Genomic DNA, 24,478 nt, shown 5'->3' with positions numbered 1-24,478 from the left:
CCGTGCCCTCCGCTACTTGGGCACGGCCTTGAGCGAGGCCTTGCCGTCCTTGATGACGACCTTGAACTCCACGGCCTTCGCGTTGTGCTGCTTGAGCAGCTCCGGCACCTGCTTGCGCAGCGTGGCGGCCACCGACTCGTAGGACAGCTTGGACGTGTCCTCCTGGCAGCGGCGCTTCGCGGTGACGTACGCGTCGTACACCGCGCGCAGCTTGTCATCGGACATGCCGCCACCGGGGCCGGCCGCCGCGGGACGGGGCGGCGCGGCCACCGCCGCCGGACGCGCGGGCTGCTGCGGAGCCGGAGCCCCGGGCGCCTTCGCGGCCATGCCCGGAGGCACCGCCGGACGTCCCGCCGCCGGAGTCCCACCCGGAGGCACCACGGGCGTCACGGAGGGCAGCTTCGACGTCCCCAGCGCCGGGGTCCCCACGGGCGCGATGGACGGCAGCCCGCTGCTCGCGGGCGCGACCGCCGGAATGCCCTTCGCCGGAGGCACCAGCCCCGCGGGCGTGCCCCGGGGCGCACCGGCCGGCTGCGCCGCGACAGGGGCCACGGCGGGCGAGCCCCGGAAGGGCGTTCCCCCCGCGGGCTGCGGCTCCGCCAGGTACTCCGAGGCGAGCTTCGGCTCGTTGATGGGGCGGCGGCCGGTGAGTTCCTCCACCTCCTCGAAGTCCATGTCCGTGACTTCTTCCGTGAGGTCCACCACGCCCTTCTGGCGCTCCCCGGCGGCACCGGGCTGCTTCGTCCCGGCGCGGCGGCGGGCCTTGGCCAGGTCGCGGCGGTAGGTGCCGGCCTCAATCTCCTGGATCGTGCGCACCCACAGCCGCTCGTAGGTGAGGAACTTGTTGTGGAGGCTCTGCACGCGGAACTTCACCGACGTGCTGCGGACGAAGGCCCCCTTGAGCCTCAGCATCCGCTTCTTCAAATCTTCATGCGCGCGGATGGGCGCCTGGCGCTCCATGCCCATGAAGTACTGCTCGTAGCTGTGGCGCAGCTCCGCGATGGACGCTTCCAGCTCCTCACATTCGTGAAGGGCGGCTTCGCTGGAGGAACTGGCGTCCTGCGCGGGCCGGCCCCCACCTTTGGCGGCGGGCCGTGCGTTGTCGGGCGGCGGCATGTCCCGGGAGTGTCCCCAACCCGGGCGCGGCTCGCAACCTCAGGCCGCTGTCGGTGTGGGCCCCAGGCCAGCGGCCTCACCCGCCGGCCGGTGGCGGGCCATCAGCAGCGCACCGAAGGTGAACATGCACAGGGAGATGAACTGGCTGGTGGACACGTTGTACCAGGCCTCCAGGGGCACCGCCCCTGCCAGCCCCTGGGCGCCGAGCGACTCCAGCAGGCCGTGCAGGGTGCCGCGCTCCACGTCGCCCCGGAACAGCTCCACCGTGGTGCGCAGCACGGCGTAGGCCATCAGCCACAGGGCGAAGATGTGCCCGTGGAAGCGGCGGAAGCGGCGCGCGTACAGGAGCGCCACGAAGAGCACCAGTTGGCCCACCGACTCGAAGAGCTGCGTGGGGTACACCGGCAGCGTGGTGCCGTGCTGGGCCACCCAGTCGGAGATGCGCACCGCGCCCGGCGCCGCCTGGTGGAGCACCTGCCCGGTGGCCTCCACCACGAAGCGGTCATCCCCGGCCTGCGAGCCATACGCCAGGCTGGACGTGTGCCCCAGCCGGCCGAACAGGTCCTGCGCCAGCGCGGAGCCCGGGAAGGTGACGCCCGTGTGCGAGTGGCTCCCCGCCATGTCGCCCCAGCAGCACCCGGCGGAGAAGCACCCCAGGCGCCCCAGGCACTGCCCCAGCGACACCGTGGGGATGCACACGTCCGCCAGCCGCAGGAAGTCCAGGCCGTGCTTGCGGGCGAAGAGGTACGCCGCCCCTCCCGCGCCAATCAGGCCGCCGTAGAACACCAGCCCGCCGCCCAGGGAGAAGGCCTGCGTCCAGTCGCGCGCGTAGTCCTGCCAGTTCACCAGCACGAACAGCACGCGGCTGCCCACGAGCCCGCCCACCAGCACCCAGAACGCCAGGTCCATCACCTGCTCGCGCTTCCGCGGCCCCTCCGTGTCCACCCAGCCCCGGCCCTCCACGAAGGACACCCGGCGCCACTCGTCCTGCGCCAGCCGGCCCGCCACCGACACCGCGGTGATGAAGCCCGCGGCCAGGAGCACGCCGTAGGTGTGCAGCGGGATGCCCTCGCCCCTGCCGCCGGGGAAGGCGTCCGCGGGCAGCGCGTACATCAGGCCGAAGTACGCGAGGAAGCCACCCACCACCGCGAACCCCACCGCGCGCAGCAGCTTGTCCTGGAGCGGCGCGGGCCCCTCCTTGCCCGTCTTCTCATCCACCGGCCCCAGCGTGCCCCGCCAGCCATTGACGGCGACGGAGGCCACCACTCCCACCGCGGCGGCGTACAGCAACAGCTGCATCCACAGCGTGGTGAAGGACAGGCGCAGCAGGACGGGGAGCATGGGGGACCTTACGCTTTCACGAAGCCTTGACGGGAGCGGAGGGCTCCGGCTTCTCCTTGCGCACGAAGGCATCCACCACGAGCATGCCCACGCCGATGCAGATGGCCATGTCCGCGACGTTGAACGACGGCCACGCGGCCTTGTCGTACCAATGGGCTTCCAGGAAATCGATGACGAAGGCCCGCGCCACGCGGTCGATGTAGTTGCCCAGCGCGCCGCCCAGCACCAGCGGCAGGCCCCACAGCGCCCACACCTCCGCGGGGTCCGTGCCGGACAGCTTCCGGAAGTAGAAGACGATGAGCAGCACCGCGCCCAGGCTCACCAGGTGGAAGAGCGGGCCGCGCACGTTCGGGGGCAGGTCGCGGAACATGCCCCACGCCGCGCCCGGGTTCTCCGCGTAGCGCAGGCGGAAGAAGTTCTCCGCGACCTCCACGTGCGTGCGGGGCTGGAAGTGCAGGCCCCGGTAGCCCGGCGCTTCCGCGGGCGAATAGAACGCGCCCAGCCGCTGGGACAGCGTGGTGGCCCCGTCGAAGCGGGTGGTGAGGTCCCGCACGACCAGGTACTTCGTCCACTGGTCCAGCACGATGACGCCCAGCGTGAGGGCGAGGAGGATGGCGTATTTGCGCGGCACGGGGTGGGCATATACCAGCCCACCCCCACGCGTCACGGCTGCGGGCTGCTGCCCTGGGGCAGCGGCGACGCGGCCACGGCCTCCGGCCGGCGGAAGGAGTCCAGCAGCATGAGCGCCACGCCCACGCAGATGGCCGCGTCCGCCACGTTGAACGTGGGCCAGCGCATGCCCGGCTGGTTGCGCCAGTGCCAGTCGATGAAGTCGATGACGTAGCCCCGGATGAGCCGGTCCACGAAGTTGCCCAGCGCGCCGCCGGTGATGAGCGCCAGCGCCACGCGCACCATCTTCTGCGACGGCTCCGTCTTGCGGTACAGCACCAGGATGAACGCCAGCGCCGCCAGGCTCACCACGTGGAAGAACGCCTTGCGCGCGGTGTCCGGCAGGTTGGAGAACATGCCCCACGCCGCGCCCGGGTTCTCCACGTAGCGGAAGTGCCAGTAGTCCTCGATGAAGCGGTACGGCCGGGTGTTCTTGCGGAACACGCCCTCCACCGGAGGGTCATTGTCCAGGTTCTGCTCGCTCAGGAAGCCGGACACGCGCGACAGGCCGCTGCGGCCGTCCAGCGCTTCCGTCAGCCGGGACACGGCCAGGTACTTGGTCACCTGATCCGCCGCCAGCACGGCGAGGACCACCACGAGGAGGAGGCGGAGGGAGGCTTTCATGCGGTGCCCGAACCTCTATCGTGCCCCCGGGAGCCCTGACAACCCGGACACGGGTGGGGGGCCGCTGGCCCGCCTGCCCTTGCCCTCCCGGAGGCCACGTGTTTCGGGCATGGTGCGCCCATGGCGCCTGTTGAGCCCGACGTGAAACCTTCCGCTCCCGACATTGCCCCACCCGGAACCACCACGCCCTCCGCGAAGCCAACGTTGATGGCGCGCTTCAAGGCGTTGCTGCTGGAGTACGGCCCGGTGGCCTTTGGCCTGTACTGGCTGAGCTTCGGCCTGTCGCTGGTGGGCTTCTGGGCGGCCATCCGCGCCGGCTTCCAGCCGGAGGGCACCGGGGCGCAGGCGGGCGCGTGGGGCGCGGCCTACGTGGCCACGCAGGTCATCAAGCCCCTGCGGTTGGGCGCGGTGTTCTTGCTGACGCCGCTGGTTGCTCGCATCCCGCCGGTGGCGCGCTTCCTGGAGCGCAACCGGCACAAGTGGAGCAACCTCTTCTGAAAAAGGCACGGGCCGGACACCGGAGCTTCCCGATGACCGGCCCGCTTCACCTGCACGCCGTCTAGAAGTTGGGCGTGAGGTACGTCTTCACGACGCCCATGTGCTGCATGCTGGCGGCGCCGCTGTCGGAGTTCATCGCCGGGTAGATTTCCGAGATGGGCGTGTAGACGCGGCTGTCGAGCACCAGGCCGTTGGCGAAGGTGCTGGCCCCGATGACGGTGGACACCTGGTACTTGCGCAGGTCGGCGTCCACGATGACGTGGTCATACGGCTTGCCGCGGGCGGCGTTGGTGCCTTCCTTGCCGTTCTTGTCCGCCGGGTGCGGGCCCGAGGTGTCCACCACCTGCTTGAAGGTGGTGATGCACGCCTCGGTGCGGCTGTCGGTGTTGAAGTCACCGCCGATGGCCAGGTAGTCGGCCTCCGGGATGTTCGCCTTGATGAACTTCACCAGGTTGGTGGCCTCCGTGTTGCGGGCGCCGGAGCTCTTGGTGAGCAGGTGCACGCTGACGACCCAGAGGTCGCGCGGGCCCGGGATGTCGATGCGCGCCCAGGCGAAGTCGCGGTTGGACACCTGGGTGTCCTCCCACTCGCCGGACTCGATGATGGGGTAGCGGCTGATGACGCCGTTGGGGATCTGCGCGCCGCTCTCGCGGTAGTAGTAGAAGCCCGGGCCCACCATGTCGACCAGGGAGCGGATGTCCGCGGCGGAGTCCGACTTGTAGTTGAACTCCTGGATCATCACGACGTCGGGCTTCACGCCCTGCATCAGCCGGATGCCGTGGCCCGGGTCGTAGTCCTGGCCGTTGCCGCTGGTGAGGTTGGCCGCCATCAGGCGGATCTGCGTGTAGCCACCGTCGGAGTCGGATTCGCCAGCCGAGCCACCGTCGGTCGAGGAGCCACCGTCGGTCGAGGAGCCCGCGTCCGTGGCCGAACCCGCGTCGGTCGTGGAACCCGCATCCGTGGCGGAGCCCGCATCGGTCGTGGAACCGGCGTCGGTCGAAGTGCCCGCATCGACAGTCGTGCCCGCGTCGACGGTCGTGCCCGCGTCGATGGTGGTGCCCGCATCGACGGTCGTGCCCGCGTCGACGACGGTACCGGCATCATTGTCGCCGGAGTCCACTTCGGATCCGGCGTCCACGGTGGTGCCTGCGTCGTTCTGGGAGCCGGCATCCGCCGAGGTCCCCGAGTCCGGAGGCGTGATGGGCTCGTCACCCGGGCCGCAAGCGAGCGCCAGAAAGCCCAGCGCTACAAATGGGCGGAGGAACGGGGGGAGCTTCATTGCCATGCAGGGCCTGGATCCTTGCTTCCGAGGGTGTCGAGGGGGTGACCCATCGGCTTCGGCACGCCGACTGGCGCGTGATTATAGAAGTTTGCAGGAAGGCTGTCCCCTGACGGCCCGTGAGGATTACTTCCTCCGCCTTTCAAGAATCCGAGAGTCCCGACACACCTGGAGCTGGGGAAGGCTGGGATTCAGAGGAAGGCATCGCGAGATCGGGCCACGACGCAGCACGACGTGAGGAGTCCAGGATGTCAGCACGGCAGCTCACGGTGCGGTTTCACGGCGCACTGAACGACTTCGTCGCACCGGAGCGCCGGGAGCAGGTGTTCACGCACGTGCTTCAAGGCAGCCCTTCAGTGAAGGACCTCATCGAGTCGCTGGGGCCGCCGCATCCAGAGGTGGACGTGGTGCTGGTGAACGGGGAGCCGGTGGGCTTCGGGCACCGGGCGGAGGCGGACACGAACCTGGACGTGTATCCGGCCTCCATCCCAGTGCCGCTCCCGGAGTTGCCGCGCTTCATCCTCGACGTGGGGTTGGGGAGGCTGTCGGGCTTCCTGCGGATGCTCGGCTTCGACACCCTGTGGCGCAACGACTACGCGGATGACCTGCTGGCGCGCCTGTCCCACGACGAATCGCGAGTGCTGCTCACAAGGGACCTGGGAGTCCTCAAGCGGTCGGAGGTGGTGCAGGGCTACTTCCCGCGAGCCACCGACTCCGCGCACCAGCTGGTGGAGGTGGTGCGCCGCTACGGCCTGACGTCGCGCATGCGGCCCTTTTCCCGCTGCCTCGCGTGCAACGCCTCGCTGTCCACCGCGACGCCGGACGAAGTGCAGGGCCGTGTCCCCGAAGGTGTCGCCCAGCGCCACAGCCACTTCCAACAGTGCCCCGGCTGTCAGCGTGTCTTCTGGCCCGGCACGCACCACGAACGCATGCAGAACCTGGTGGACACGCTGCGCAGGCTGGAGACCACCAATCCCTGACTCAGCCCAATGCCTCACGGCACTTGAGACAGACATCCCCGCCCTGCCCCACCGCCTCGGAATACACCCAGCAGCGGGGGCACTTCGAGCCCAGCGCCGGAAGTACCTCCACGGACAGGGACGCGCCGTCACCGAATGTCTGTGAAACATCCAGTGCCTTCGTCGAATCAGACGGAGCCTCCGCCAGCTCCACCTGGCTCACGATGAACAGCCCGGGCAGCTCCGCGAGGTGCGCCTCCAGCAGCTCCCGCACCGCGCCCGTGGCGCTCAGCACCACACGCGCCTCCAGTGACGCGCCGATGCGCTTGTCCCGCCGCGCCACCTCCAGCACGCCCTGCACAGCGCCGCGCACCGCGAACAACTTCGCGTACCGCGCCTCCAGCTCCGGAGGCATCGTGGCGCCCACGTCCGCGAAGCCCGCCAGGAACACGCTCTTCGCGCGCTCACCCGGCAGGTGCTGCCACGCCTCCTCCGACGTGAAGCTCATCACCGGGGCCAGCAACGGCAGCAGCACCGTGAGCACCTCGTGCAGCACCGTCTGCGCGCCCCGCCGCGCGGGGCCGTCCTGCTTCGCCGTGTAGAGCCGGTCCTTCAGGATGTCGAAGTACACGGCCGACAGGTCATTGGCGCAGAAGTCCACCACCGTCGCGTAGACGAGATGGAACTCATAATCCTCGTAGGCCTGCCGCACCCGCGCGGCCACCTGCGCCAGCCGTCCTCGCGCCCACTGGTCCAGGGGCAGCAGCGCATCCGGTGCCACCGCGTCCTTCGCCGGGTCGAAGTCGTGCAGGTTGCCCAGCGCGTACCGCAGCGTGTTGCGGATCTTCCGGTAGCCCTCCGACAGGCCCTTGAGGATGGCGTCCGACAGGCGCACGTCGTTGCGGTAGTCGCTGGCGGCCACCCACAGCCGCAGCACCTCCGCGCCGTACTGCTGGATGACCTTGTCCGGCGCCACCGTGTTGCCCTGGCTCTTGGACATCTTCTCGCCCTGGCCGTCCACCACGAAGCCGTGCGTGAGGCACGCCTTGTAGGGCGCCACGTCGCGCGTGCCCACCGACACCAGCAGCGAGGAATGGAACCAGCCCCGGTGCTGATCACTCCCCTCCAGGAACAGGTCCGCCGGCACGCGCTGCCGCTTCTCCAGCACCGCGGGCGCCATGCACGCCGAGTCGAACCACACATCCAGGATGTCCGTCTCGCGGTGGAACTCTCCCTTGCCGCAGCGCGGACACGTGAAGTCCTCCCCGAGGAACTGCTTCACCGGCGTGCGGTACCACACGCCCGCGCCCTCCTTCTCCACCGCCGCCGCCACCCGCTCCATCACCTCCGGGGACACCACCGCGTCGTCGCACCCGTCGCAGTACGCGATGGGAATGGGCACGCCCCAGCTGCGCTGCCGGCTGATGCACCAGTCCGGACGGCCCTCCAGCATGCCCCGGATGCGCGACTGCCCCCACGACGGCACCCACTGGACCTTGTCCACCTGCTCCAGCACCACCTGCCGGAACGTCTGCGTGCCGTGGAACGGCGAGTCCATGGGGATGAACCACTGATAGGTGGCCGCCTGGATGACCGGCTGGTGGCAGCGCCAGCAATGCGGATAGCTGTGCGTGACGGTGTCTGACTTGTCGTTGAGCAGCGCGCCCCGCTGCGCCAGCAGGTCCAGCACCACCGGGTTCGCGTCGAACACGCGGCGGCCCGCGAGCACCTCGCCCACCGTGTCGTCGTAGCGCCCGTCCGCGCGCACCGGGTTGTAGATGTCCAGGCCGTACTTCAGGCCGACCTCGTAGTCCTCCTGGCCATGTCCCGGCGCCGTGTGCACCAGGCCCGTGCCCGCCTCCAGCGTGACGTGCTCGCCCAGCACCACGCGCCCCTGCCGCTCCTGGAACGGGTGCTGATACGTCACGTGCTCCAGGTCCTCGCCTGTCGCGTACGCGAGGATGCGCGACGGATCCACCAGCGCCGGTGACGACACTTCGCCCATGGGCAACTGCACGTGCTTCACCGCGAGCTCGTCCGACTTCACCTCCGCCAGCACCTTCGCCAGCAGGTCCTTCGCCACGCAGAGGACGCGGTCCTCCAGCCGGTAGAAGACGTATTCGAACGCGGCGTTCACCGCGATGGCCAGGTTCGCCGGCAGCGTCCACGGCGTGGTGGTCCAGATGACGAAGGACACACGCTGCCCCTTCAGCTGCGGCAGCCGCGCCACCAGCTCCGGCCCCGCGTCGAAGGCCACGTACGCGGACGGCGACGTGTGCTCCGCGTACTCCACCTCGGCTTCCGCGAGCGCGGTCTGGTCCTGGAGGCACCACGCCACGGGCTTCTTGCGCCGGTACAACATGCCCCTGCGCGCGAACCCGGCCAGCTCGCGCACCTCCTGCGCCTCGTAGCTGAAGTCGAGCGTCCGGTAGGGCGCATCCCACGTCCCGAAGACGCCCAGGCGCTGGAACTCCGCGCGCTGGATGTCCACGAACTCCAGCGCGTACTCGCGGCAGCGCTCCAGGAGCGCGTCGCGGGACAGCGTGCGCTTGTCCAGCTTCTGCTCCTTGAGGCGCTTCTCCACCGCCTGCTCGATGGGCAGACCGTGGGTGTCCCAGCCGGGGATGAAGTCACACGGGCGCCCGGAGAGGTTCCGGAACTTCACCACGATGTCCTTCAGCACCTTGTTGAGCGCATGCCCGGCGTGCAGGTGGCCGTTGGCGTACGGAGGCCCGTCCGCCAGCACAAAGGGCTCACGGCCCGCGTTCTTCGCCAGCAACTGCGTCCACACATCCTGCTCCCGCCACCAGGCGAGCAGGCGCGGTTCGAGCTGGCCCAGGTTCCCCTTCATGGGGAACTCCGTGCGCGGCAGGTGGACGGTGGCGTCGAGGTCCTTGCGGGAGGGGGCGTCGCTCATGGCTGGCAGCGCCCGTAACACCCTCCCGCCGGTCCTTCAATCCGCCGCGCGGACTCACTCGTCGTGGTGGTCGTCGCCGTGTTCGTGCGAGTGCGGCTCGGGGGCGGACTTGCCCTTGCCCTTGGGACACTTCTTGGCGCACTTCGCCTGCGCGAACTGGAACTTCTGCGTGCAGGTGCTCGTGCACGCCTGGTTCTTCACCGGGCACTTCTTCGCACAGGCCTTGAGCGTGGAGCTGGCGCTGAGCGAGCACTTCTCGTCGCACGTCGGCGCCCGTGGCGAATCCGCCGCCAGCGCCTGGGGCGCCACCAGCACGGCGCCCAGCGCCATCCAGCCCAGCCATCCCCGCATCGCGATTCGCGTCTTCATGTCGTCAGGCTCCTTGTGCCCCGGAATCATCGCTCAGGAAGCACCGCGCGGGCATCCTGGGTGTGCCTTCATTCCCGCGAGGGGGAGCGCTATGCTCCGCGCGCTCCCGCTTGGGGCCAGCCTTGCCGCATGCTCCCCTCGAAAGGCATCCCATGAAGTCCCCCCTCGCCGCACTGCTGATGGGCCTCTGCGCCCTCGTCCTGCTCGCCGCCCCCGCGGCCTGGGCGCTTCCCGCGTCCGCCGTCTCCCAGTCCTTGAACGCGCTCGTGGCCGCGACGCCGCTCCAGCCCGTGAAGAATGACCAGGGCGAGGAGATGAAGCCGCCCTTCCAGAGCCAGGAACAGGCGCAGTGCGTGTCCAAGTGCCAGGAGCCCATGGGCCGCTGCATCAACCAGTGCAAGAAGGGCGACCACGGCTGTCCCGCCCGCTGCGCGGAGAAGATGGTCTCCTGCAACCGGGGCTGCGGCATGAAGGTCCTGAGCCCCAAGGACGCCAAGAACGCCCAGAACGTCCGCCGCAAGGGCTCCGGACACTGACCCTCAGGGGGCGCTCGCAGCGCCCCCCTGGCGGTGCCGCAGGGACACCATCAGGCGGTTCTCCTCGGTGCGCGTGCCGATGATCAGCAGCTCCGTGCCCCGCCGGAAGCGCCCCTTCTCATCGGGGTCTTCCTCGTAGCCCACGGGCTTCAGCGCCGTGCGGTAGTAGTCGAGCACCTGCGCCTCGGTCGTGCCGGGCGGGGTCGCGTAGACGGCCAGGTGCGCGCCCTCCAGCTCCGAGCGCGTCAACCCCTCCGCGCCCGGCATCAACGGCGCCCAGCTGAGCGTCGTCCCGGGCGGCTTGTAGTTGGACATGTTGGAGACGCCGAGGATGAGCGTCACCGACTTGTCCGCGTTCTCCTGGAAGATGACCGTGTAGGCGAGCAGCTTCTCCACGTCGAGCGCGGTCAGCATCGGCTCCGTGGTGGGCGAGCGCTGCTCCTTCATCGGGGCCATGTAGAAGCCGGCCTTCCGGAAGCTCTCCATGATGTGCTGGACGACCGCGTTGAGCGGCCAGTCGGTTCGCGCCAGCTCCAGGTTCATGGGGACGCCGTCGGACACCTGCGGGCCCGGGGACTGCACCCAGATGACCTTGCCCGGGATGTCCCAACGGAACGGTGCCTTGGGCGCCTCGGCTTCGGGCACGCCCGCATCCGGCGGAGGTTGCGCCTTCCCCCCCGCCTTGCCACGCGAGGGCGGGCGCGGCTGCGGACTTCCCGCATCCGCCGGCGTGGTGGGGCCCGCCGACAGCGCGAGCGACAACAGAAACGGAATCATCATCAAGGACAGTTCTTCCCCAGGAAACAGCCGTCGCGCTGCGCCCAGGCGAGGGGATAGGGGACCGCGCCCAGGAAGGGCCCCGGAGGCATGGCACCCGGCGAGGTGGGCCACGCGTAGATCAACGCCGCGGGACCGTAATAGCCACCCGGATCCACCGGCATCGGCTGGAGGAAACCCCACTCCTCACCCATGGCGCTCATCCAGAACATGTTCTCCGCGCCATAGAAGAAGGGCAGCGGAATGCTCCCCACGATGCCCAGCGCCAGCGAGCTGCCGGAGAAGTCCGGCCCCATCGCGTTCGTCAACAGGCTGGCCGCGTAGACGCTGGCCGCCATGTTCCAATAGGGCAGGTTCGTGGGACACGGCGCGGGCACGTCCGGGACGATGGGGCACGAGCCGGACTCGCCGTCACCCGTCAGGCCCCAGTCATCCAGCATGCTGGTCAGCGACGCCGAGCACGCTCCGCTCTGCCACGCCCGGCCAATGCCGCACACGTTCAGCGGCGCCATGTTGTAGTGGCCTTCCTTGAAGAACCCCGTCGTCCCCTGCGAGTCCTCCACGAAGCGCTGCGGGAACTGGAAGGCGGCCAGCTGCGCCCGCGCCTGGCAGGCGATTCCGCCGCCATCGCTGTAGGCCACGTAGGCGAAGGGATGCGGGTCATACCCCGGGCCGTTGGGCGTACAGGTGACCTGCATGCCGTCCGTCCGGGTGAAGACCTGGGTGATGCCCGTGCCCGGGCCCGGCGTGCGGCTCAGCCCGTCGAAGTCCGCATAGCTGTTGGTGGTGGCGGCCGCGGCGTCGATGACGGCCTGCCGGGACGGGTCCGAGTCTCCCGGCCAGTCATGCAGCCGGTGGCCGGGCGCATCCAGCAGCGCCGCGTGCGTCGCCGCCGTCACCTTCACGGAGAACACGGAGATCTCCGAGAAGTGGATGAGGAAGACGAGCACCGTGGTGAACACCAGCATGCCCAGGGCCGCTTCCAGCACGGCCTGGCCCCGGCGATGGCGTCCCCGGACGCGGACGCTCACGGCAGCCCCCGGTAGCCCTGGGCCTTCAGGGCGTTGTAGGCGTCCGCCGCCCAGCCCACGGAGGAGTCGTTCAGCGCGTCGGTCATGTCCTCGCCATCCACGTCATCCGTCGCGAGCGTGGCGCGCCAGTAGGGGTTGAGCAGGTTGGGCGGTTCCCGCCAGTGGTCGCGGCGGTGGTAGTAGGTGACGCCCGTGGACACGGAGGTCTGCTGGCTGATGTCCATGCCTCCGAACTTGGGCCCCAGCTGGATGCCCCGGTTGTCGAACTGCGTGCCGTTGCTGGACGGGTTGAACCGGAAGCGGAACAGCAGGTCCCAGGGGTCTCCCCCGGCCGCCGAGCGCTGGGCGTAGTCGCGCTGGATGACCGCGTAGTTCTTCGGCTGTCCCCAGATGTCCCCGGAGTCCATCAGGTGCAGGCCGTTGTAGTCCATGAACATGGGCCACACGGACGGGCACCGCCCGATACCCAGGCGCGTGCAGCGGCCCATGTCATGCCGCGTCTGCGCGGGCTCCATGTCCCTGCCCAGCCCCGAGGTGGCGGAGGGCAGCCACGCATGGACGTCCGAGGCCTCCATGTTGTCCGTGGCGTACAGCAGCGACGCGCTGACCATGACGCCGCCCGACGTGGTCGGGCAGGGAGGACGGCCCCGGTTGAACATCACCGAGGCGAAGCCGTGGTCGTCCGCGATGGCCGCCACGTCACTGGAGCCGAAGCTCGCGTGGTCCGGGAAGGCGGACCAGTAGCCGGCGCCAAACCCACCAATGGACTGGAAGACGTCCGGCGGCGTGATGCCCCGCGTCTGGATGCCCGTGGTGATGGCCAGGTCCGCGGTGGGGTAGAGGTTGCGCTCCGTCACGAAGCTGTGGCCCCGGCTGCCAATGGCCGCGAAGACGTGGTGCTGGGAGAAGATGTCGGGGATGACCGCACCCACGCCCAGGTAGATTTCGTTGATGGCCGTGTTGCTGTTGGAGCGGATCTCCCCCGCGAAGGGGCTGCCGCGCTGCGCGTCCTGGACGATGCGGTCCGCGACGCGCTCGCTCTGCATCTCCAGCATGAAGCGCGTGTACTCCGCTGTCTGGCCGGCCAGGAACATCAGCTGCGCGGCGCGGCCCAGCAGCATGGCGCGGCGGGCGGCGGGGGCCTCCAGGGCCTCCCATTGAGCACTGAGCATCTGGTCGTACGCAATCAGCCGCGATACGGACTGGCCGATGGTCGCGATGGCGCCCAAGGCGCAGCCGCAGAACTGGCTGCACCCTGAATAGGGGAAGCAACACGGCACCAGCGCCCAGTATGGCGCGGAGGCAATCTCGTAGGCCCCGATCGCGGCGCCAATCTGCGAGCGGTAGTAGCTGCTCCAGTTGATGAGGCTGTTGACCGCGGCCTGGGACACCATGTGGCCAATCTGCGCGCGGCTCATCAGCGCCATCTCGTTGAAGACGCGCGCGGTCTGCGCGGCCTGGCTGTAGGCCACGGCGTCCGCGACCGCCTGCGTCTCCATCTTCTCCTTCACCTTGCTGCCCAGCGACAGCGTCAGGCAGACCAGCAGGGTCATCAACAGCAGGGTCAGCGTGAACAACACCAACGTCTGGCCACGGGTGAGACGCGGCAGCTTCATAGGACCTCCGGGGCCGGAGCGCAGTTCTGGGTGGTGAAGAAGCGACGCTGCAACGGCGTCATCATCCGCAGGGAGGCGGACGCCTGGATGGGCATGACGTACTGGCGCGCCGCGAACCGGGCCATGACCTCCGCGCGGATGGCCCCCTCCACGTTGAGGGCATGCGTCTGCTCCCACTGGGCCTTCTGCGTGAGCATCAGCGGGTTCTGCGCCGAGTAGTCCTGCCAGCCCCAGCGGGCCAGCACCATGCGGCTGATGACCCAGTCCGCGAAGGGAATCTTCAGCGGGAACCAGTAGACCAGCCGCATCTCCAGGCGCCGGATGGGGTCGGCGTCCCACTGGTCGAAGTGGGCGTCCTCGTCGGGGACCGACGCCGCGACGGGGCCCTCGCGGATGAGCCACAGGATGACGCCGTCGTGGTTGCCATCCGGGCCCGGCACGTAGCGGAACTGGTTGAACGGGTTGTTGCGGCGCGCGGCGAAGGCGTCCGCCAGCAGCTGGCCCGGCGTGCCGCCGCCGCCCCGTCCCAGGAACGAATAGAAGCTCGGCAGCAGCGCCACGACCGCCGCGTGGGTCATCGCCTCGCAGTCGCCATGCCGCACGCTGCCCACGCGCGTGGCGCGGAAGACCGCGTACTCCGCCATCAGCCGGCCCTGCATCATCAGGAACAGCTGCAACGTCCCAAGCACGAGGAAGACCACCAGCGGCAGGGTGACCGCTGCTTCAACCGCGGCCTGGCCTGACTCGCGTGTGTCACGGGGGGATCGTGCGCTCATACGGAGGCTCATCCTGCGGGACGGGGGAGCCTCGCAGTATCCGTCAACTGACCGCCGATACGCCGCGTCGGGGTCCAAGGGGGGGCCTGGATTGTCGCAGAGGACCGAGGCGCTTGGAAACCTTCCGGGATTCGACACCCTGAGTGAACCCCCGTGACACCGCTGTCTCAGCGGGGCTTCAGGCCCTTCGCGTCGAGCTGATACTTTTTTACCAGGCGTTCAATGGATTTGCGGTGCAACCCGCTCTCCCGGGCAGCTCGGGACAGGTTGCCCTCGCAGCGGGTGAGGACGCTGGTGACGTACTCGCGCTCGAAGTTCTCCAGCAGCTGCTCCTTCGCGTCCTTGAAGGCCAGGTGCTCGTTGAAGGGCAGCGGTCCCTCGCGGGCCTGACCGCGGACGCGCGGGGGCAGGTGGGACGGGAGGAGCTCCTCGCCCTCCTCGGAGAAGGTCAGCACGTGGGAGAGGACGTTCATCAGTTCGCGCACGTTGCCGGGCCACGCGTAGGCCATCAGCAGCCCCAGGGCCTCCGCGGAGAAGCGCTTGCGGCCGTGCTTCTCCACGACCTCCGGTTCCGCCAGCGCCCGCTTGAGGATGAGCGGGATGTCGTCCCGGCGCTGACGCAAGGGCGGCAGCTGGATGTGGATGACGGACAGGCGGAAGTAGAGGTCCTCGCGGAAGTTGCCCGCGGCGATCTCCTTCACCAGGTCGCGGTGCGTGGCGGCGATGACCCGGCAGTCCACTTCGATGACGTCGTTGCCGCCCACCCGGCGCACCTCGCGGTTCTCCAGCACGCGCAGGAGCTTGGGCTGCAGGTCCAGGCGCAGCTCGCCCAGCTCGTCCAGGAAGATGGTGCCCCCTTGCGCGCGCTCGAAGGCGCCGGGGCGGCTGGACGTCGCGCCGGTGAAGGAGCCCTTCTCGTGGCCGAACAGCTCGCTCTCGATGAGGTTGGGCGGGATGGCGCCGCAGTCCAGCACCACCATGGGGCCCTTCTTGCGGCTGGACAGTTCGTGGATGGCGCTGGAGACCAGCTCCTTCCCCGTGCCCGTCTCCCCCTGGATGATGACGGACACGTCCATGGGCGCGATGCGCTTGATGAGCCCGAACACCTGCCGCATCTTCACGCTCTGGCCCACCATGCCGCACAGCTCGCCCTCGCGGTCGGGCTCCACCGCCACCTCCTCATCCAGCGGGGCGAAGGTGATGACGGAGGAGCCGGCGCGGATCTGCGAGCCCGGGGACAGGTAGGCCCGCTCAATCCGCCGACCGTCCAGGAAGGTGCCGTTGGTGGAGTTCAGGTCCACCAGGAGGTAGCCGCGCTCGGTGTACTGGACCTCGAAGTGATGGCGGCTGGCGGTGCGGTCCTCCACCAGCACCAGGTCGTTGCCCGGATGGGCGCCGCAGCGAAGCCGCTCCTTGTCGCTGGCCATGGAGCGCCCGGTGTCCGGCCCCGACGTCACCAGCAGCCGGCACTTGTGCAGCTTCACGGTGGCGCGCGGATCCACCACCTGCGTCTCCCCCAGCAGCGAGGACTGGGAGGACAGTTCAAGGCCGACGTCTCCCGGGTTGGTGTGGATGTCGTCGGGATGGGGGTTCGGTGCGGTCATCAGTGAACGCGAGGATAGCAAAGGGTTCCCACGTGCCGTGCCTCCTCGCCCGTGCGTGCTAGTGTCCCGCGCCCCGCATGCCCCCCCGAAAAGTCCAGTCGAAGAAAGCGCCTGTCCCGCCTGGCGCACAGGCACCCGAGCGCGCTGACGCACCGCGACCCAAGCGGCCCCGTGTGAAGAAGACCGTGGCCATCCTGTCCCGCAAGCGCTCGCTGTACTCGACGCGCCGGCTGGTGGAGGCCATCAAGGCCCGGGGGCACCGGGCGCTCGTGTTCGACACGCTGCGCTGCTGCCTGTTGCTGGCCCGCGGCAAGCCGCGCATGACCTACCGCGGCGCGGAGGTGAAGGGCGTGGACGTGGTGATTCCGCGCATTGGCGCGTCCATCACCGCGTACGGCCTGGCGGTGGTGAACCACTTCGAGATGATGGACGTGCCCGTCCTCAACCCGCCCACGGCCATCGCGCGCAGCCGCGACAAGCTGCGCGCGCTCCAGTTCCTCGCCCGCGCGGGCCTGGACATGCCCCGGACGGTGATGGCGCACGACCGCGGCAACGTGCGCAAGCTGGTGCAGGAGGTGGGGGGCCTGCCCGTCATCATCAAGCTGATCAAGGGCACCCAGGGCGTGGGCGTGATGATTGCCCACACGCTGCCGGAGGTGCAGACCATCCTCGACACCTTCTGGGACCTGGGCCAGGAGATCGTCCTCCAGGAGTTCGTCGCGGAGAGCGAGGGCCGCGACGTGCGCGCGCTGGTGGTGGGCGACACGGTGGTGGGCGCCATGCGCCGCAAGGCGAAGAAGGGCGAGTTCCGCTCCAACATCCACCGTGGCGGCGAGGGCCGCGCCATCACCCTGCCCCCCGCCTACGTGGAGGCCGCGGTGAAGGCGGCGCGCATCATCGGCCTGGAGGTCGCGGGCGTGGACATGCTGGAGGGCCGTGAAGGCCCGCGCCTGATGGAGATCAACTCCAGCCCCGGCTTCGAGGGCCTGGAGGGCGCCACCGGTCAGGACATCGCGGGCCACATCGTGGAGCACGCGTTGGTGTACGCGGGGACCCGGAGCGGCGCGCTGCTTGCTCGTGCGGGCCGCGCGTCCTGAATCTGGTGTGGCAGCAAGCACGCAAGCAGTGCCCGTGTGCCTGCCCGCCTGCTCCGTAGCATGCGTGCGGGACTTCACGGTGCGCACGGTGCCTTGGATGCTCCTCAGGAATACGGGAATGCATCCGGGCGGGGATTGTCGGCGGGTGTTGGCAGCGACGGGGATGCGCCTCTAATCTGGCGACCCCCGATGAAAACGCTGCACAAGCCGCTGCAGGTCACCGTCTACCAGGATGTGCTTTGCTCCTGGTGCTACCTCGCCGACCAACGGTTGGAGGTGCTTCGCCAGGAGTTTGGCGACGCCGTCCGCTGGAGCGTGCGTCCCTATCCCCTGCGTCTGCACGACGTGCTGCCCACGGAACGCGAAGTGCGCGGGCTGGTGGAAGAGGTGAAGCGCGCCCAGCGCGAAACCGACCCCACCGCCGCGCTGCTCTCCACGGACCTGTGGCTGGGCGGTGATCCGCCACGCTCCAGCGTCCCCGCATTGGCGGCGCTGGAGGCGGCGCGATTGCAGGGCCAGCAGGCGCGGGCCTTCCTCGCCCGGTCCATGCAACGCGCGGCGCTGGAGCAGGGCGTCAACGTGTCGCGCTCGGACGTGGTGTTCGAGCTCGCGTCGCGCGTGGGCCTGTCCATGAACCAGTTCTCCGCGGCCTTCCGTTCGGAAGAGACGCGCCGGCTCATCTACGACGAGCACCGGCTGGCCGGCAGCCGCGGCGTGCGCGGCGTGCCCACGCTCGTCATCGGTGGCCGGTGGATGCTGTGCGGCCTGCGCGAGCTGACCGAGTACCGCGAGCACATCCTCGCGTGCCTGGGCAAGGTCGTCGCGCCCCGCTCGGGTTCCTCCGAGCGGCTGGTGCACTGAAGCGCCCGCTGCCTCTTCTTGCCGCGCGCCTTCGCCTCTTGGCGAAGGCGCGCGTGCCTCCCCGCGTCTTCTTCAGCCCGGGAAGGACTCCGCGCCGTCCTCGTGTGAGGAGCGCAGCGACAGGTACATCCCCGCGGTGAGCAACTGGGCCAGCGCCATGCCGGGGATGAAGCCCACGCAGCACATGATGAACCCCGCCACCATGACGGCCCCCGCCGCGAAGCTCACGCCCAGCATGCCCAGCCGCTGACCCCGCGCCGCCGCCCAGCTGCGGCGCAGCACCTCCAGGGGCGAGGGCGGCACGTCGTTGTACGCAAGCTCCGGCTGGACGAGGTACAGCGGCAGCACCAGGTACGTGATGGGCCACACCAGCACCAGGAACGCCATCCCCATCACGCCGAGGACGGGCGCCACCGCGTCCCAGCGCTCCTGCGGAGAGGCGTCCGGGCCCACGACGGAGCCCGTCTCCAGGCCCAGGCCCGCGGCCGCGAGGATGCCCAGGAAGATGAGGAGGGCCACGGGAATGAAGACGATGACGAAGAGCAGGAGCATCGTCAGCGCGTAGGGCCCCGCCTTGTGCACCTGGCTGAAGAGGCGTCCCACGTCCGCGCGGCCTCCGTGCAGCACGTCGAAGCACACGCGCACGAGGCCCAGCTGCACCAGCCCCTGCACCAGCTGCTGCGCCACGACCCCCACGATGGTCAGCACCACGGCGAGGACGCCGCTGTCCAGCGCCTCGCCAATGGCCGTGAACATGCTGCTGATCAGCTGCGCGCCCAGTGACACGCCCACCAGGACCAGCACCGCGAGCGACAACATGCCCCACTCGCGCTGGAACGCCACCCAGCACACGTCCCACAGCTTGCTGAAGGACCAGTTCTCCCGGTTCAGCGGGAACGTGGCGCCGAAGCGCTCCCGGCACGTGGGGCAGCGCGGCGACGAGCCGCTGTCACTGCACGTGTCGCACGTGAAGTTGCCACAGCGCGCGCAGGTGCCCGTGGCCTCCCGCAGCGGGTGCAGCGCGCAGGACGCCCCCATCGCGCGTCCGAAATCCACATCCGACATCCGCATGCCTCCCTGGCGCGGCCCCCCAGAGGCCGCGACCCGGGTGTCATATCAGGCGGGCCCCTCCCCTTGCTGGCGGGCGGGCATTCCGGATGAATTAACGCGGCGTCCGGCCGTCGGTGGGGGCAGAGGTTGCGGAGCGGGACGCTTTGGGGGTCCACTTCCGCGCCAGGAGACCCGTCATGAACCGCTTGCTCGCCCTGGTCGTCCCCCTGGCCCTGCTGATGGGGACCGGCTGTGTCGTCGAGGCCCACTCGCATCGCCCCGTCCGCCGCGTGGCCTACGTCGCCCCCGTGGCGGAGTACCGGTTCGCCGGCGCGCACCCCGTCCCCGACGACTACGGCGGCGGCTGGTGCCCGGAGGACTACGCCCACGTCCACGACTACCAGCCGCCCCAGGCGTCCTACGTCTACACGGACAACGTCTACTACTACCGGGGCCCGACGGTGGTCTGGTACTGGGACTACCACCCCATCTCCAGCGGCGGTTACTGCAACCTCCACGGGCGCCACCAGCACGACTACTACCCGCGCGGCTCGTGGGGCTCGGGCTACTCCTACGACCGCGGCGGCCGGGGCTACCGCTGGGACAACACCCACGCGGCCTCCGCCGGGTCCGGCCGCAACAACGTCGCCCCTTCGCGGCCCGCTCCCGCTCCCGTCAACCAGGGCCGCAACCCGCCTCCGGGCGGCAATGGCACCGGCGCCCGGCCTCCCAGCGGCTCCGGCGGCTGGGGCCGCAGCAACGCCGCCCCCGCCGCGAACAGCTCGCGCAATGACGACAACGACAACAACAAGGGGAACGGCTGGAACACCCCGGCCAGCAAGAGCCGCGACGACGACAACGACAGCAACCGTGGCAACAGCGGGAGCAGCAGCGGCGGTGGCCGGAGCAGCGGCAGCGGCTGGGGCAGCCCCGGTGGGAGCAGCAGCGGGAGCAGCGGGAGCAGCGGTGGTGGCAGTGGCCGCGGCAGCAGTGGAAGCAGCAGCGGCAACAGCGGCAGCGGCGGCTGGAACACGGGCAAGGGCTCCGGTTCCTCCTCCGGCTCCGGCAAGGGCGGGACGCGCTGGTAGGCGCTCCGCCTCCTCCTCCCTGGCGTGACCCGCGGCACCGGGCGCGGCCTTCCGTCCTGAACGGAGGGCAGGCTCCCGGTGCCGACGTGTTTTCAACATCCGGAGGGCCCGGTGTCTGGTGGGTCCGGCCCGCGGGAGCACCCGTGCGTCGTGAAGGGGACGGACGGCGCGGGGGGACGGATTGCGATCACCCCGGGCCGTGAAGATGTTGCGGCGCGATGAAACACTACATTCGGGCGGCGGGTGGTGCCGTGCTCGGGCTGTTGGCGATGGCCTGTGGCGACGGCGGCTTCACACCGGACCCCGGCGTGCGGACCGAGGACGCCGAGGCGGTGGATCTGGAAAACCTTCGCATCCGCGTGAGCGGCGAGGCGCGCGTGTTCCCGGAGGCCGAGGGCATGGCCGCGGCGCCGGCGTCGCTCACCGGGATGGCGCTCACCGTGGAGGAGCCCCTGCGCGTGGCCGTCAACGACCCGGGCGCCACCTTCGCCACCGGCGAGGTGTCCGAGGACGGCGCCTTCCGCATCACCGACGTGCCCGTGCGCGACGTGCACCAGGGGCTGGCGGTGGGCCTTTCGCACGACGGCCTCGTGCGCAGCACCACGCTCGTCTACGACACCGCCTTCACCGGCACCCGTCCGCGCACGGACATCATCGACGCGCACGCCTGGGCCCTGCCCACCGCGTTCGTGGACCAGCTGGGCACCGCCGTGGGGGCGCCGCGCCTTCAGGGGCACACCGGCGACCCGGCGGCCACCCTGGCCTCCGCGGGCTTCGTGCTGGGGCGCGTGGTGGACCTGAACGGTCAGCCCGTGAGCGGGGTGCGCGTGGCGCTGGACCGCGCGGAGCTGGCGGACCGCGTCTACTACCCGTCCGGCGACCTGGCGTCCGTGAACACCACGGGCACCGCGGGCCACGGACTGTTCCTCTTCGTGCACTCCGGCGCCGGCGTGTCGTCCTTCCAGCTGTCCGTGGAGGGCGCCAGCGCCTACGTGCCGCGCAACGTCGACGTGGGCCCCGGCCTGGGTGTCGTACTCACCGTGTACCCGGGCCGCTACGCGCCCTGACCCAACCCTCGAAAGGTCGGACATCCCGGCCTAAGGAGGACAGGCGTCCAACCCCGGCGTCCTATAGCCGGGGGGCCCCCCGAGGCGTGATGTTGTGGCAGGATGCAGGGCTGGCGTTCCGGGGGGACGCGGATGATGAGCGGCCGATCCATGCCACGAAGCACGGCGTTGGTCCGTGCCCTTGCGCGCAGCTCCGCGGTGGCCTCCTGCATGGTGGGGCTGCTGGTGCTGGTGGGCTGGGCTTTGGATGTCATGGTCCTCAAGTCCATGGGCGCCGCGCTCCCCGCCATGCGTCCCAGCGCCGCGCTGGGTCTGCTGCTGGGCGGGGCCGCGCTGGGCCTGCGCCTGCGGACGTCGCCTGGCCCCGTCCGTCACCGGCTGGGCACCGCGCTCGCGCTGGCCACCGCCCTGCTGGGCGCGGCGAGCCTCGTGGACGGCGTCATCACCGGAGGGACCGGAGGCCTGGACGCGCTGTTCCTGAAGGCCCTGGGTGAGGATGGCTTCGCGCCCCCTGGCGTCGTCCCGTCGCCCCTGACGGCGCTGTGCCTGATGCTCCTGGGCCCGGCGCTGGCGCTGGTGGACCGGGGGCATCCGCAGCGGCTGTCGTGGTCGGACGGGCTGGTGGCGCTCGCGCTGATGGCGGCGCTGACGGGCCTCAACGGCTTCCTGCTGGGCCCGCTGGTGACGCCCGCCGCCGCTCCGTTCTTCCAGGAGCGCAGCATGGGGCTGCACACCACCTGCGTGCTGATGCTGCTGGGCGTGGGCACGCTGTGCGCCCGGCCAGAGCTGGGGCTGATGGCGCGGCTCACCCGGAACACGCTGGGCGGCTTCGTGGCGCGGCGGCTGGTGCCGGTGACGCTCCTGGGGCCGCCGGTGCTGGGGCTGACGCTGGTGCTGATGCACCTGACGGGCGGGCTCAGCCATGACGCGAAGCTGCCCCTCTTCGCCACGGTGGTGGCTGCGGGCGGCGTCACGCTGGTGCTGCTGGCGGCGCGGGCGCTGGACATGCTGGACACGGAGCGCATGCGGGCCACCGCCGCCCTGGAGGCCTCCGAGGAGCGCTTCCGCACCTTCCTGGACACCGCGCCGGACCCCATGGTGGTGGTGGACGGCGCCGGCCGCGTGCGGTTCGCCAACGCGGAGGCCGAGCGCGTCTTCGGCTATCGCCGTGAAGCCCTGCTGGGCCGCGAGGTGGAGCTGCTCGTGCCGGAGGGGCTCCACGGCGGGCTCCACGGCCCGTTCACCGCCGCGGAAGGCCTGGAGCGCGCCACCGCGGGACGGCTGGTCTCCGGACAGCGGCAGGACGGCACCAGCGTGCCGCTGGAGGTGCGGCTGAGTCCGCTGGAGGGCGGGGACGACGCCACGCGCATCGCCGTCCTGCGCGACGTCACCGAGCGCCGGGACCTGGAGAAGCTGCGCGAGGAGTACGTGGGGCTCATCTCCCACGACCTGCGCAACCCGCTGAACACCATCAACCTGCGCGCCCACCTGCTGCAGCGAGCGCTGCACGAGCGGAAGCTGGAGCGTGAAGGGCACATGGCCCAGGCCATCATCCACAACGTGGAGTGGATGAGCACGATGATTGAAGAGCTGCTGGAGGGCTCGCGGCTGGAGTCCGGCCGGGTGACGCTGCGCCGCGAGGCGCACGACCTGGGCCGCTTCCTGGCGGAGGTGCTGGAGCGCGACGTGCCGCCCGACGCGCGCGAGCGCTTCCGGCTGCACCTGGCGGATCCGCTGCCGCCGGTGCCCATGGACGCCGCGCGGCTGGAGCGCGTGGTGACCAATCTCCTGACCAACGCGCTCAAGTACAGCCCCAAGGGGACGCCGGTGGACGTGCGGCTGGCCGCCGTGCACGACCACGCCGTGGTGTCGGTGACCAACCAGGGCACGGGGCTGTCCTCCCGGGACGCGGCGCGCCTGTTCGACAAGTACTACCGCACGGAGGACGGCCGCTCGCAGGACGGCAAGGGGCTGGGCCTGGGGCTCTACATCAGCCGGCTCATCGTGGAGGCCCACTGTGGCCACATCTGGGTGGAGAGCGAACCGGACCGGGGCGTGACCTTCTTCTTCAGCGTGCCCCTGGAAGCCCCCGAAGCCCCGGCGGAGTCCGAATCGCCGCGGCAGCGTGTGGGCTAGCGCGGCACGAACCAGCGCGGCAACCAGTCCGCGCCCTTCGCCGTGGTGAGCCGTGTCTGGCCCGTGCCGTCCGGGCGCATGAGGTACAGGTCGGTGTCGCCGTCGCGCTCGGAGACGAACACCAGCGCCTTGCCGTCCGGGCTCCACGCCGGCATGTCGTCGCGGTGCTGGCCGTCCGTCAGCGCCACCGGCGCGCCGCCCGCCACGTCCGCCACCCAGATGCGGCTCTTGCCGTCCTCGAGCCGGGCCACGTACGCCACGCGCCTGCCGTCCGGGCTGAAGACCGCCTCGCGCTCGTCGCCCGCGAAGCCTTCGCCGGACAGGGCGCTCAGGTCCGCGCCGTCCGCTCGCACCCGGTACACGCGCTCCTTGCGCTCGCGGTTGCTCACGAACAACAGCCACTTGCCGTCCGGGCTCCACTGCGGCGTCCGGTCCTCCAGGTAGAACGTGGTGATGCGGCGGGGCTCGCCCGTGCCGTCCGCGCGGAAGACGTAGACCTCCGGGTCCCCCTCGCCGCTGCACACGCACGCCACCTCCGTGCCGTCCGGAGAGACGGCGGGCTCGAAGCAGCCCTGCTTCACGTGCGTCAGCTGTGTGTCCGCCGCGTCCGCCGCGTTCGCCGTGGGCTGCACGCGCACCACGTCACTGAAGCCCTGCGCGTCGGACTCCGCGGCCAGCCACGTGCCGTCCGGCGCCCAGCTCACGTTGCGCGCGCGGGGCCGCGGCGGATGCAGCGCCACCTGGGGGCCTCCGGCGAGCGGCTGGAGCCGCATCTGCTGGAAGACGCGCCCGTTCGCCTCGCCCGACGCAATCACCAGCAGCGTGCGGCCATCCGGCGACGGCGGACCGGGGTACTCGTCCTCCGGCGCGGAGGTGACCTGCGTCTCTTCTCCGGCGGGCGTCACCCGCCAGACGTCCTTCTGTCCCGCCCTTTCGGAGAGGAAGACGATGGTGCCCGGCAGGGCCCGCCGCTCCGCCTCCGACAGGGCGCCAGGCGCCGGGGTGGACGCAGCGCCGCCGCAGCGGCCCTGACAGCCCATGGCGCCCAGCAATGCGAGCACGGCCCA

Annotated in this window: 22 protein-coding genes; 8 read left to right on the top strand and 14 right to left on the bottom strand. The window is 70.3% G+C overall.

From position 1 onward, the window contains the following. Positions 1-12: 12 nt before the first annotated feature. The 4 genes from D7W81_RS09265 to lspA (D7W81_RS09250) are packed head-to-tail and all read right to left on the bottom strand — an operon-like array spanning position 13 to position 3,750. The gene (locus D7W81_RS09265) at positions 13-1,116 is read right to left on the bottom strand and encodes an MXAN_5187 C-terminal domain-containing protein (protein ID WP_120554974.1); all 1,104 of its coding nucleotides are present in this window, start codon (positions 1,114-1,116) and stop codon (positions 13-15) included. A gap of 39 nt (positions 1,117-1,155) precedes the next feature. Next, positions 1,156-2,457 carry a prolipoprotein diacylglyceryl transferase gene (locus tag D7W81_RS09260; protein WP_120554973.1) on the bottom strand — a complete coding sequence of 434 codons (1,302 nt, stop codon included), beginning with the start codon at positions 2,455-2,457 and terminating at the stop codon, positions 1,156-1,158. A gap of 16 nt (positions 2,458-2,473) precedes the next feature. Then, a complete protein-coding gene (lspA, locus tag D7W81_RS09255) occupies positions 2,474-3,088 on the bottom strand; it encodes a signal peptidase II (RefSeq protein ID WP_120554972.1) in 615 nt (204 codons plus the stop codon). 32 nt (positions 3,089-3,120) lie between these two features. After that, complete coding sequence (lspA, locus tag D7W81_RS09250) at positions 3,121-3,750, bottom strand: signal peptidase II (RefSeq protein WP_120554971.1); 630 nt, start codon at positions 3,748-3,750, stop codon at positions 3,121-3,123. A gap of 141 nt (positions 3,751-3,891) precedes the next feature. On the opposite strand from lspA (D7W81_RS09250), the gene D7W81_RS09245 reads away from it, so the two are divergent. Next, entirely contained in the window at positions 3,892-4,248 is a 357-nt protein-coding gene (locus tag D7W81_RS09245) for a hypothetical protein (protein ID WP_244227085.1), read from the top strand. 61 nt (positions 4,249-4,309) lie between these two features. On the opposite strand, the gene D7W81_RS09240 is transcribed toward D7W81_RS09245, so the two are convergent. Beyond that, positions 4,310-5,533 carry an endonuclease/exonuclease/phosphatase family protein gene (locus D7W81_RS09240; RefSeq protein ID WP_120554969.1) on the bottom strand — a complete coding sequence of 408 codons (1,224 nt, stop codon included), beginning with the start codon at positions 5,531-5,533 and terminating at the stop codon, positions 4,310-4,312. Positions 5,534-5,775: 242 nt separating this feature from the next. On the opposite strand from D7W81_RS09240, the gene D7W81_RS09235 reads away from it, so the two are divergent. Beyond that, entirely contained in the window at positions 5,776-6,507 is a 732-nt protein-coding gene (locus tag D7W81_RS09235) for a Mut7-C RNAse domain-containing protein (protein ID WP_120554968.1), read from the top strand. Position 6,508: 1 nt separating this feature from the next. Here D7W81_RS09235 and ileS read toward each other — a convergent pair whose 3' ends face one another. Then, the gene (ileS, locus tag D7W81_RS09230; RefSeq protein WP_120554967.1) at positions 6,509-9,403 is read right to left on the bottom strand and encodes an isoleucine--tRNA ligase; all 2,895 of its coding nucleotides are present in this window, start codon (positions 9,401-9,403) and stop codon (positions 6,509-6,511) included. A 54-nt stretch (positions 9,404-9,457) separates the two neighbouring features. Next, the gene (locus tag D7W81_RS09225) at positions 9,458-9,772 is read right to left on the bottom strand and encodes a hypothetical protein (RefSeq protein ID WP_147445400.1); all 315 of its coding nucleotides are present in this window, start codon (positions 9,770-9,772) and stop codon (positions 9,458-9,460) included. 152 nt (positions 9,773-9,924) lie between these two features. On the opposite strand from D7W81_RS09225, the gene D7W81_RS09220 reads away from it, so the two are divergent. Beyond that, the gene (locus D7W81_RS09220) at positions 9,925-10,308 is read left to right on the top strand and encodes a hypothetical protein (RefSeq protein WP_120554965.1); all 384 of its coding nucleotides are present in this window, start codon (positions 9,925-9,927) and stop codon (positions 10,306-10,308) included. A 3-nt stretch (positions 10,309-10,311) separates the two neighbouring features. Here D7W81_RS09220 and D7W81_RS09215 read toward each other — a convergent pair whose 3' ends face one another. The 5 genes from D7W81_RS09215 to D7W81_RS09195 all read right to left on the bottom strand — a co-directional run bounded on the left by D7W81_RS09215 (position 10,312) and on the right by D7W81_RS09195 (position 16,112). After that, positions 10,312-11,088: a hypothetical protein gene (locus D7W81_RS09215; protein WP_244227084.1), complete on the bottom strand. Its 777-nt coding sequence runs from the start codon at positions 11,086-11,088 to the stop codon at positions 10,312-10,314. Further along, positions 11,088-12,116 (bottom strand): pilus assembly protein, encoded by a 1,029-nt coding sequence (locus tag D7W81_RS09210; protein ID WP_120554964.1) that lies wholly within the window; start codon positions 12,114-12,116, stop codon positions 11,088-11,090. Before D7W81_RS09210 ends, D7W81_RS09215 begins: the two co-directional genes overlap by 1 nt. Continuing rightward, positions 12,113-13,732, bottom strand: a complete 1,620-nt coding sequence (locus D7W81_RS09205) for a pilus assembly protein (RefSeq protein ID WP_120554963.1) — start codon at positions 13,730-13,732, stop codon at positions 12,113-12,115. Before D7W81_RS09205 ends, D7W81_RS09210 begins: the two co-directional genes overlap by 4 nt. Beyond that, on the bottom strand, positions 13,729-14,508 hold the full coding sequence (locus tag D7W81_RS09200) for a TadE/TadG family type IV pilus assembly protein (RefSeq protein WP_120554962.1): 780 nt from the start codon (positions 14,506-14,508) through the stop codon (positions 13,729-13,731). Before D7W81_RS09200 ends, D7W81_RS09205 begins: the two co-directional genes overlap by 4 nt. A gap of 167 nt (positions 14,509-14,675) precedes the next feature. Beyond that, complete coding sequence (locus D7W81_RS09195; protein ID WP_208721225.1) at positions 14,676-16,112, bottom strand: sigma 54-interacting transcriptional regulator; 1,437 nt, start codon at positions 16,110-16,112, stop codon at positions 14,676-14,678. Between the two features lie 77 nt (positions 16,113-16,189). Here D7W81_RS09195 and D7W81_RS09190 point away from each other — a divergent pair, with 77 nt between their 5' ends. Next, positions 16,190-17,209: an ATP-grasp domain-containing protein gene (locus tag D7W81_RS09190; RefSeq protein ID WP_120554961.1), complete on the top strand. Its 1,020-nt coding sequence runs from the start codon at positions 16,190-16,192 to the stop codon at positions 17,207-17,209. A 189-nt stretch (positions 17,210-17,398) separates the two neighbouring features. Next, entirely contained in the window at positions 17,399-18,070 is a 672-nt protein-coding gene (locus D7W81_RS09185) for a DsbA family oxidoreductase (RefSeq protein ID WP_120554960.1), read from the top strand. Positions 18,071-18,142: 72 nt separating this feature from the next. Here the strand turns inward: D7W81_RS09185 and D7W81_RS09180 are convergent, their stop codons facing one another. Beyond that, positions 18,143-19,135, bottom strand: coding sequence for an RING finger protein (locus D7W81_RS09180; RefSeq protein WP_120554959.1), 993 nt, complete (start codon positions 19,133-19,135; stop codon positions 18,143-18,145). A gap of 182 nt (positions 19,136-19,317) precedes the next feature. Here D7W81_RS09180 and D7W81_RS09175 point away from each other — a divergent pair, with 182 nt between their 5' ends. The 3 genes from D7W81_RS09175 (at position 19,318) to D7W81_RS09165 (ending at position 23,411) form a co-directional block, all read left to right on the top strand. Then, on the top strand, positions 19,318-20,208 hold the full coding sequence (locus D7W81_RS09175; protein ID WP_120554958.1) for a hypothetical protein: 891 nt from the start codon (positions 19,318-19,320) through the stop codon (positions 20,206-20,208). Positions 20,209-20,426: 218 nt separating this feature from the next. Beyond that, positions 20,427-21,275 carry a carboxypeptidase regulatory-like domain-containing protein gene (locus tag D7W81_RS09170; protein ID WP_120554957.1) on the top strand — a complete coding sequence of 283 codons (849 nt, stop codon included), beginning with the start codon at positions 20,427-20,429 and terminating at the stop codon, positions 21,273-21,275. Positions 21,276-21,425: 150 nt separating this feature from the next. Further along, complete coding sequence (locus D7W81_RS09165) at positions 21,426-23,411, top strand: sensor histidine kinase (protein ID WP_147445399.1); 1,986 nt, start codon at positions 21,426-21,428, stop codon at positions 23,409-23,411. On the opposite strand, the gene D7W81_RS09160 is transcribed toward D7W81_RS09165, so the two are convergent. Then, complete coding sequence (locus D7W81_RS09160) at positions 23,408-24,463, bottom strand: TolB family protein (RefSeq protein WP_208721229.1); 1,056 nt, start codon at positions 24,461-24,463, stop codon at positions 23,408-23,410. The two genes, D7W81_RS09165 and D7W81_RS09160, sit on opposite strands and share 4 nt — an antisense overlap. Positions 24,464-24,478: the final 15 nt, after the last annotated feature.

This window comes from Corallococcus aberystwythensis (assembly GCF_003612165.1).
Lineage (GTDB): Bacteria > Myxococcota > Myxococcia > Myxococcales > Myxococcaceae > Corallococcus > Corallococcus aberystwythensis.
The sequence above is the reverse complement of the archived record's forward strand: the minus strand, read 5'-3'. Positions and strand labels throughout refer to the sequence as shown.

What these genes read in the sequence shown, in the direction of transcription:
- D7W81_RS09190 (WP_120554961.1), top strand. Translation starts at nt 16,190, where the DNA reads ATGCCCCCCCGAAAAGTCCAGTCGAAGAAAGCGCCTGTCCCGCCTGGC.
- D7W81_RS09220 (WP_120554965.1), top strand. Translation starts at nt 9,925, where the DNA reads ATGAAGTCCCCCCTCGCCGCACTGCTGATGGGCCTCTGCGCCCTCGTC.
- D7W81_RS09175 (WP_120554958.1), top strand. Translation starts at nt 19,318, where the DNA reads ATGAACCGCTTGCTCGCCCTGGTCGTCCCCCTGGCCCTGCTGATGGGG.
- D7W81_RS09260 (WP_120554973.1), bottom strand. Translation starts at nt 2,457, where the DNA reads ATGCTCCCCGTCCTGCTGCGCCTGTCCTTCACCACGCTGTGGATGCAG.
- D7W81_RS09195 (WP_208721225.1), bottom strand. Translation starts at nt 16,112, where the DNA reads ATGACCGCACCGAACCCCCATCCCGACGACATCCACACCAACCCGGGA.
- D7W81_RS09205 (WP_120554963.1), bottom strand. Translation starts at nt 13,732, where the DNA reads ATGAAGCTGCCGCGTCTCACCCGTGGCCAGACGTTGGTGTTGTTCACG.
- ileS (WP_120554967.1), bottom strand. Translation starts at nt 9,403, where the DNA reads ATGAGCGACGCCCCCTCCCGCAAGGACCTCGACGCCACCGTCCACCTG.
- lspA (WP_120554971.1), bottom strand. Translation starts at nt 3,750, where the DNA reads ATGAAAGCCTCCCTCCGCCTCCTCCTCGTGGTGGTCCTCGCCGTGCTG.
- D7W81_RS09180 (WP_120554959.1), bottom strand. Translation starts at nt 19,135, where the DNA reads ATGTCGGATGTGGATTTCGGACGCGCGATGGGGGCGTCCTGCGCGCTG.
- D7W81_RS09185 (WP_120554960.1), top strand. Translation starts at nt 17,399, where the DNA reads ATGAAAACGCTGCACAAGCCGCTGCAGGTCACCGTCTACCAGGATGTG.
- D7W81_RS09165 (WP_147445399.1), top strand. Translation starts at nt 21,426, where the DNA reads ATGCCACGAAGCACGGCGTTGGTCCGTGCCCTTGCGCGCAGCTCCGCG.
- D7W81_RS09200 (WP_120554962.1), bottom strand. Translation starts at nt 14,508, where the DNA reads ATGAGCGCACGATCCCCCCGTGACACACGCGAGTCAGGCCAGGCCGCG.
- D7W81_RS09170 (WP_120554957.1), top strand. Translation starts at nt 20,427, where the DNA reads ATGAAACACTACATTCGGGCGGCGGGTGGTGCCGTGCTCGGGCTGTTG.
- D7W81_RS09225 (WP_147445400.1), bottom strand. Translation starts at nt 9,772, where the DNA reads ATGAAGACGCGAATCGCGATGCGGGGATGGCTGGGCTGGATGGCGCTG.
- D7W81_RS09265 (WP_120554974.1), bottom strand. Translation starts at nt 1,116, where the DNA reads ATGCCGCCGCCCGACAACGCACGGCCCGCCGCCAAAGGTGGGGGCCGG.
- D7W81_RS09240 (WP_120554969.1), bottom strand. Translation starts at nt 5,533, where the DNA reads ATGGCAATGAAGCTCCCCCCGTTCCTCCGCCCATTTGTAGCGCTGGGC.
- D7W81_RS09215 (WP_244227084.1), bottom strand. Translation starts at nt 11,088, where the DNA reads ATGATGATTCCGTTTCTGTTGTCGCTCGCGCTGTCGGCGGGCCCCACC.
- D7W81_RS09235 (WP_120554968.1), top strand. Translation starts at nt 5,776, where the DNA reads ATGTCAGCACGGCAGCTCACGGTGCGGTTTCACGGCGCACTGAACGAC.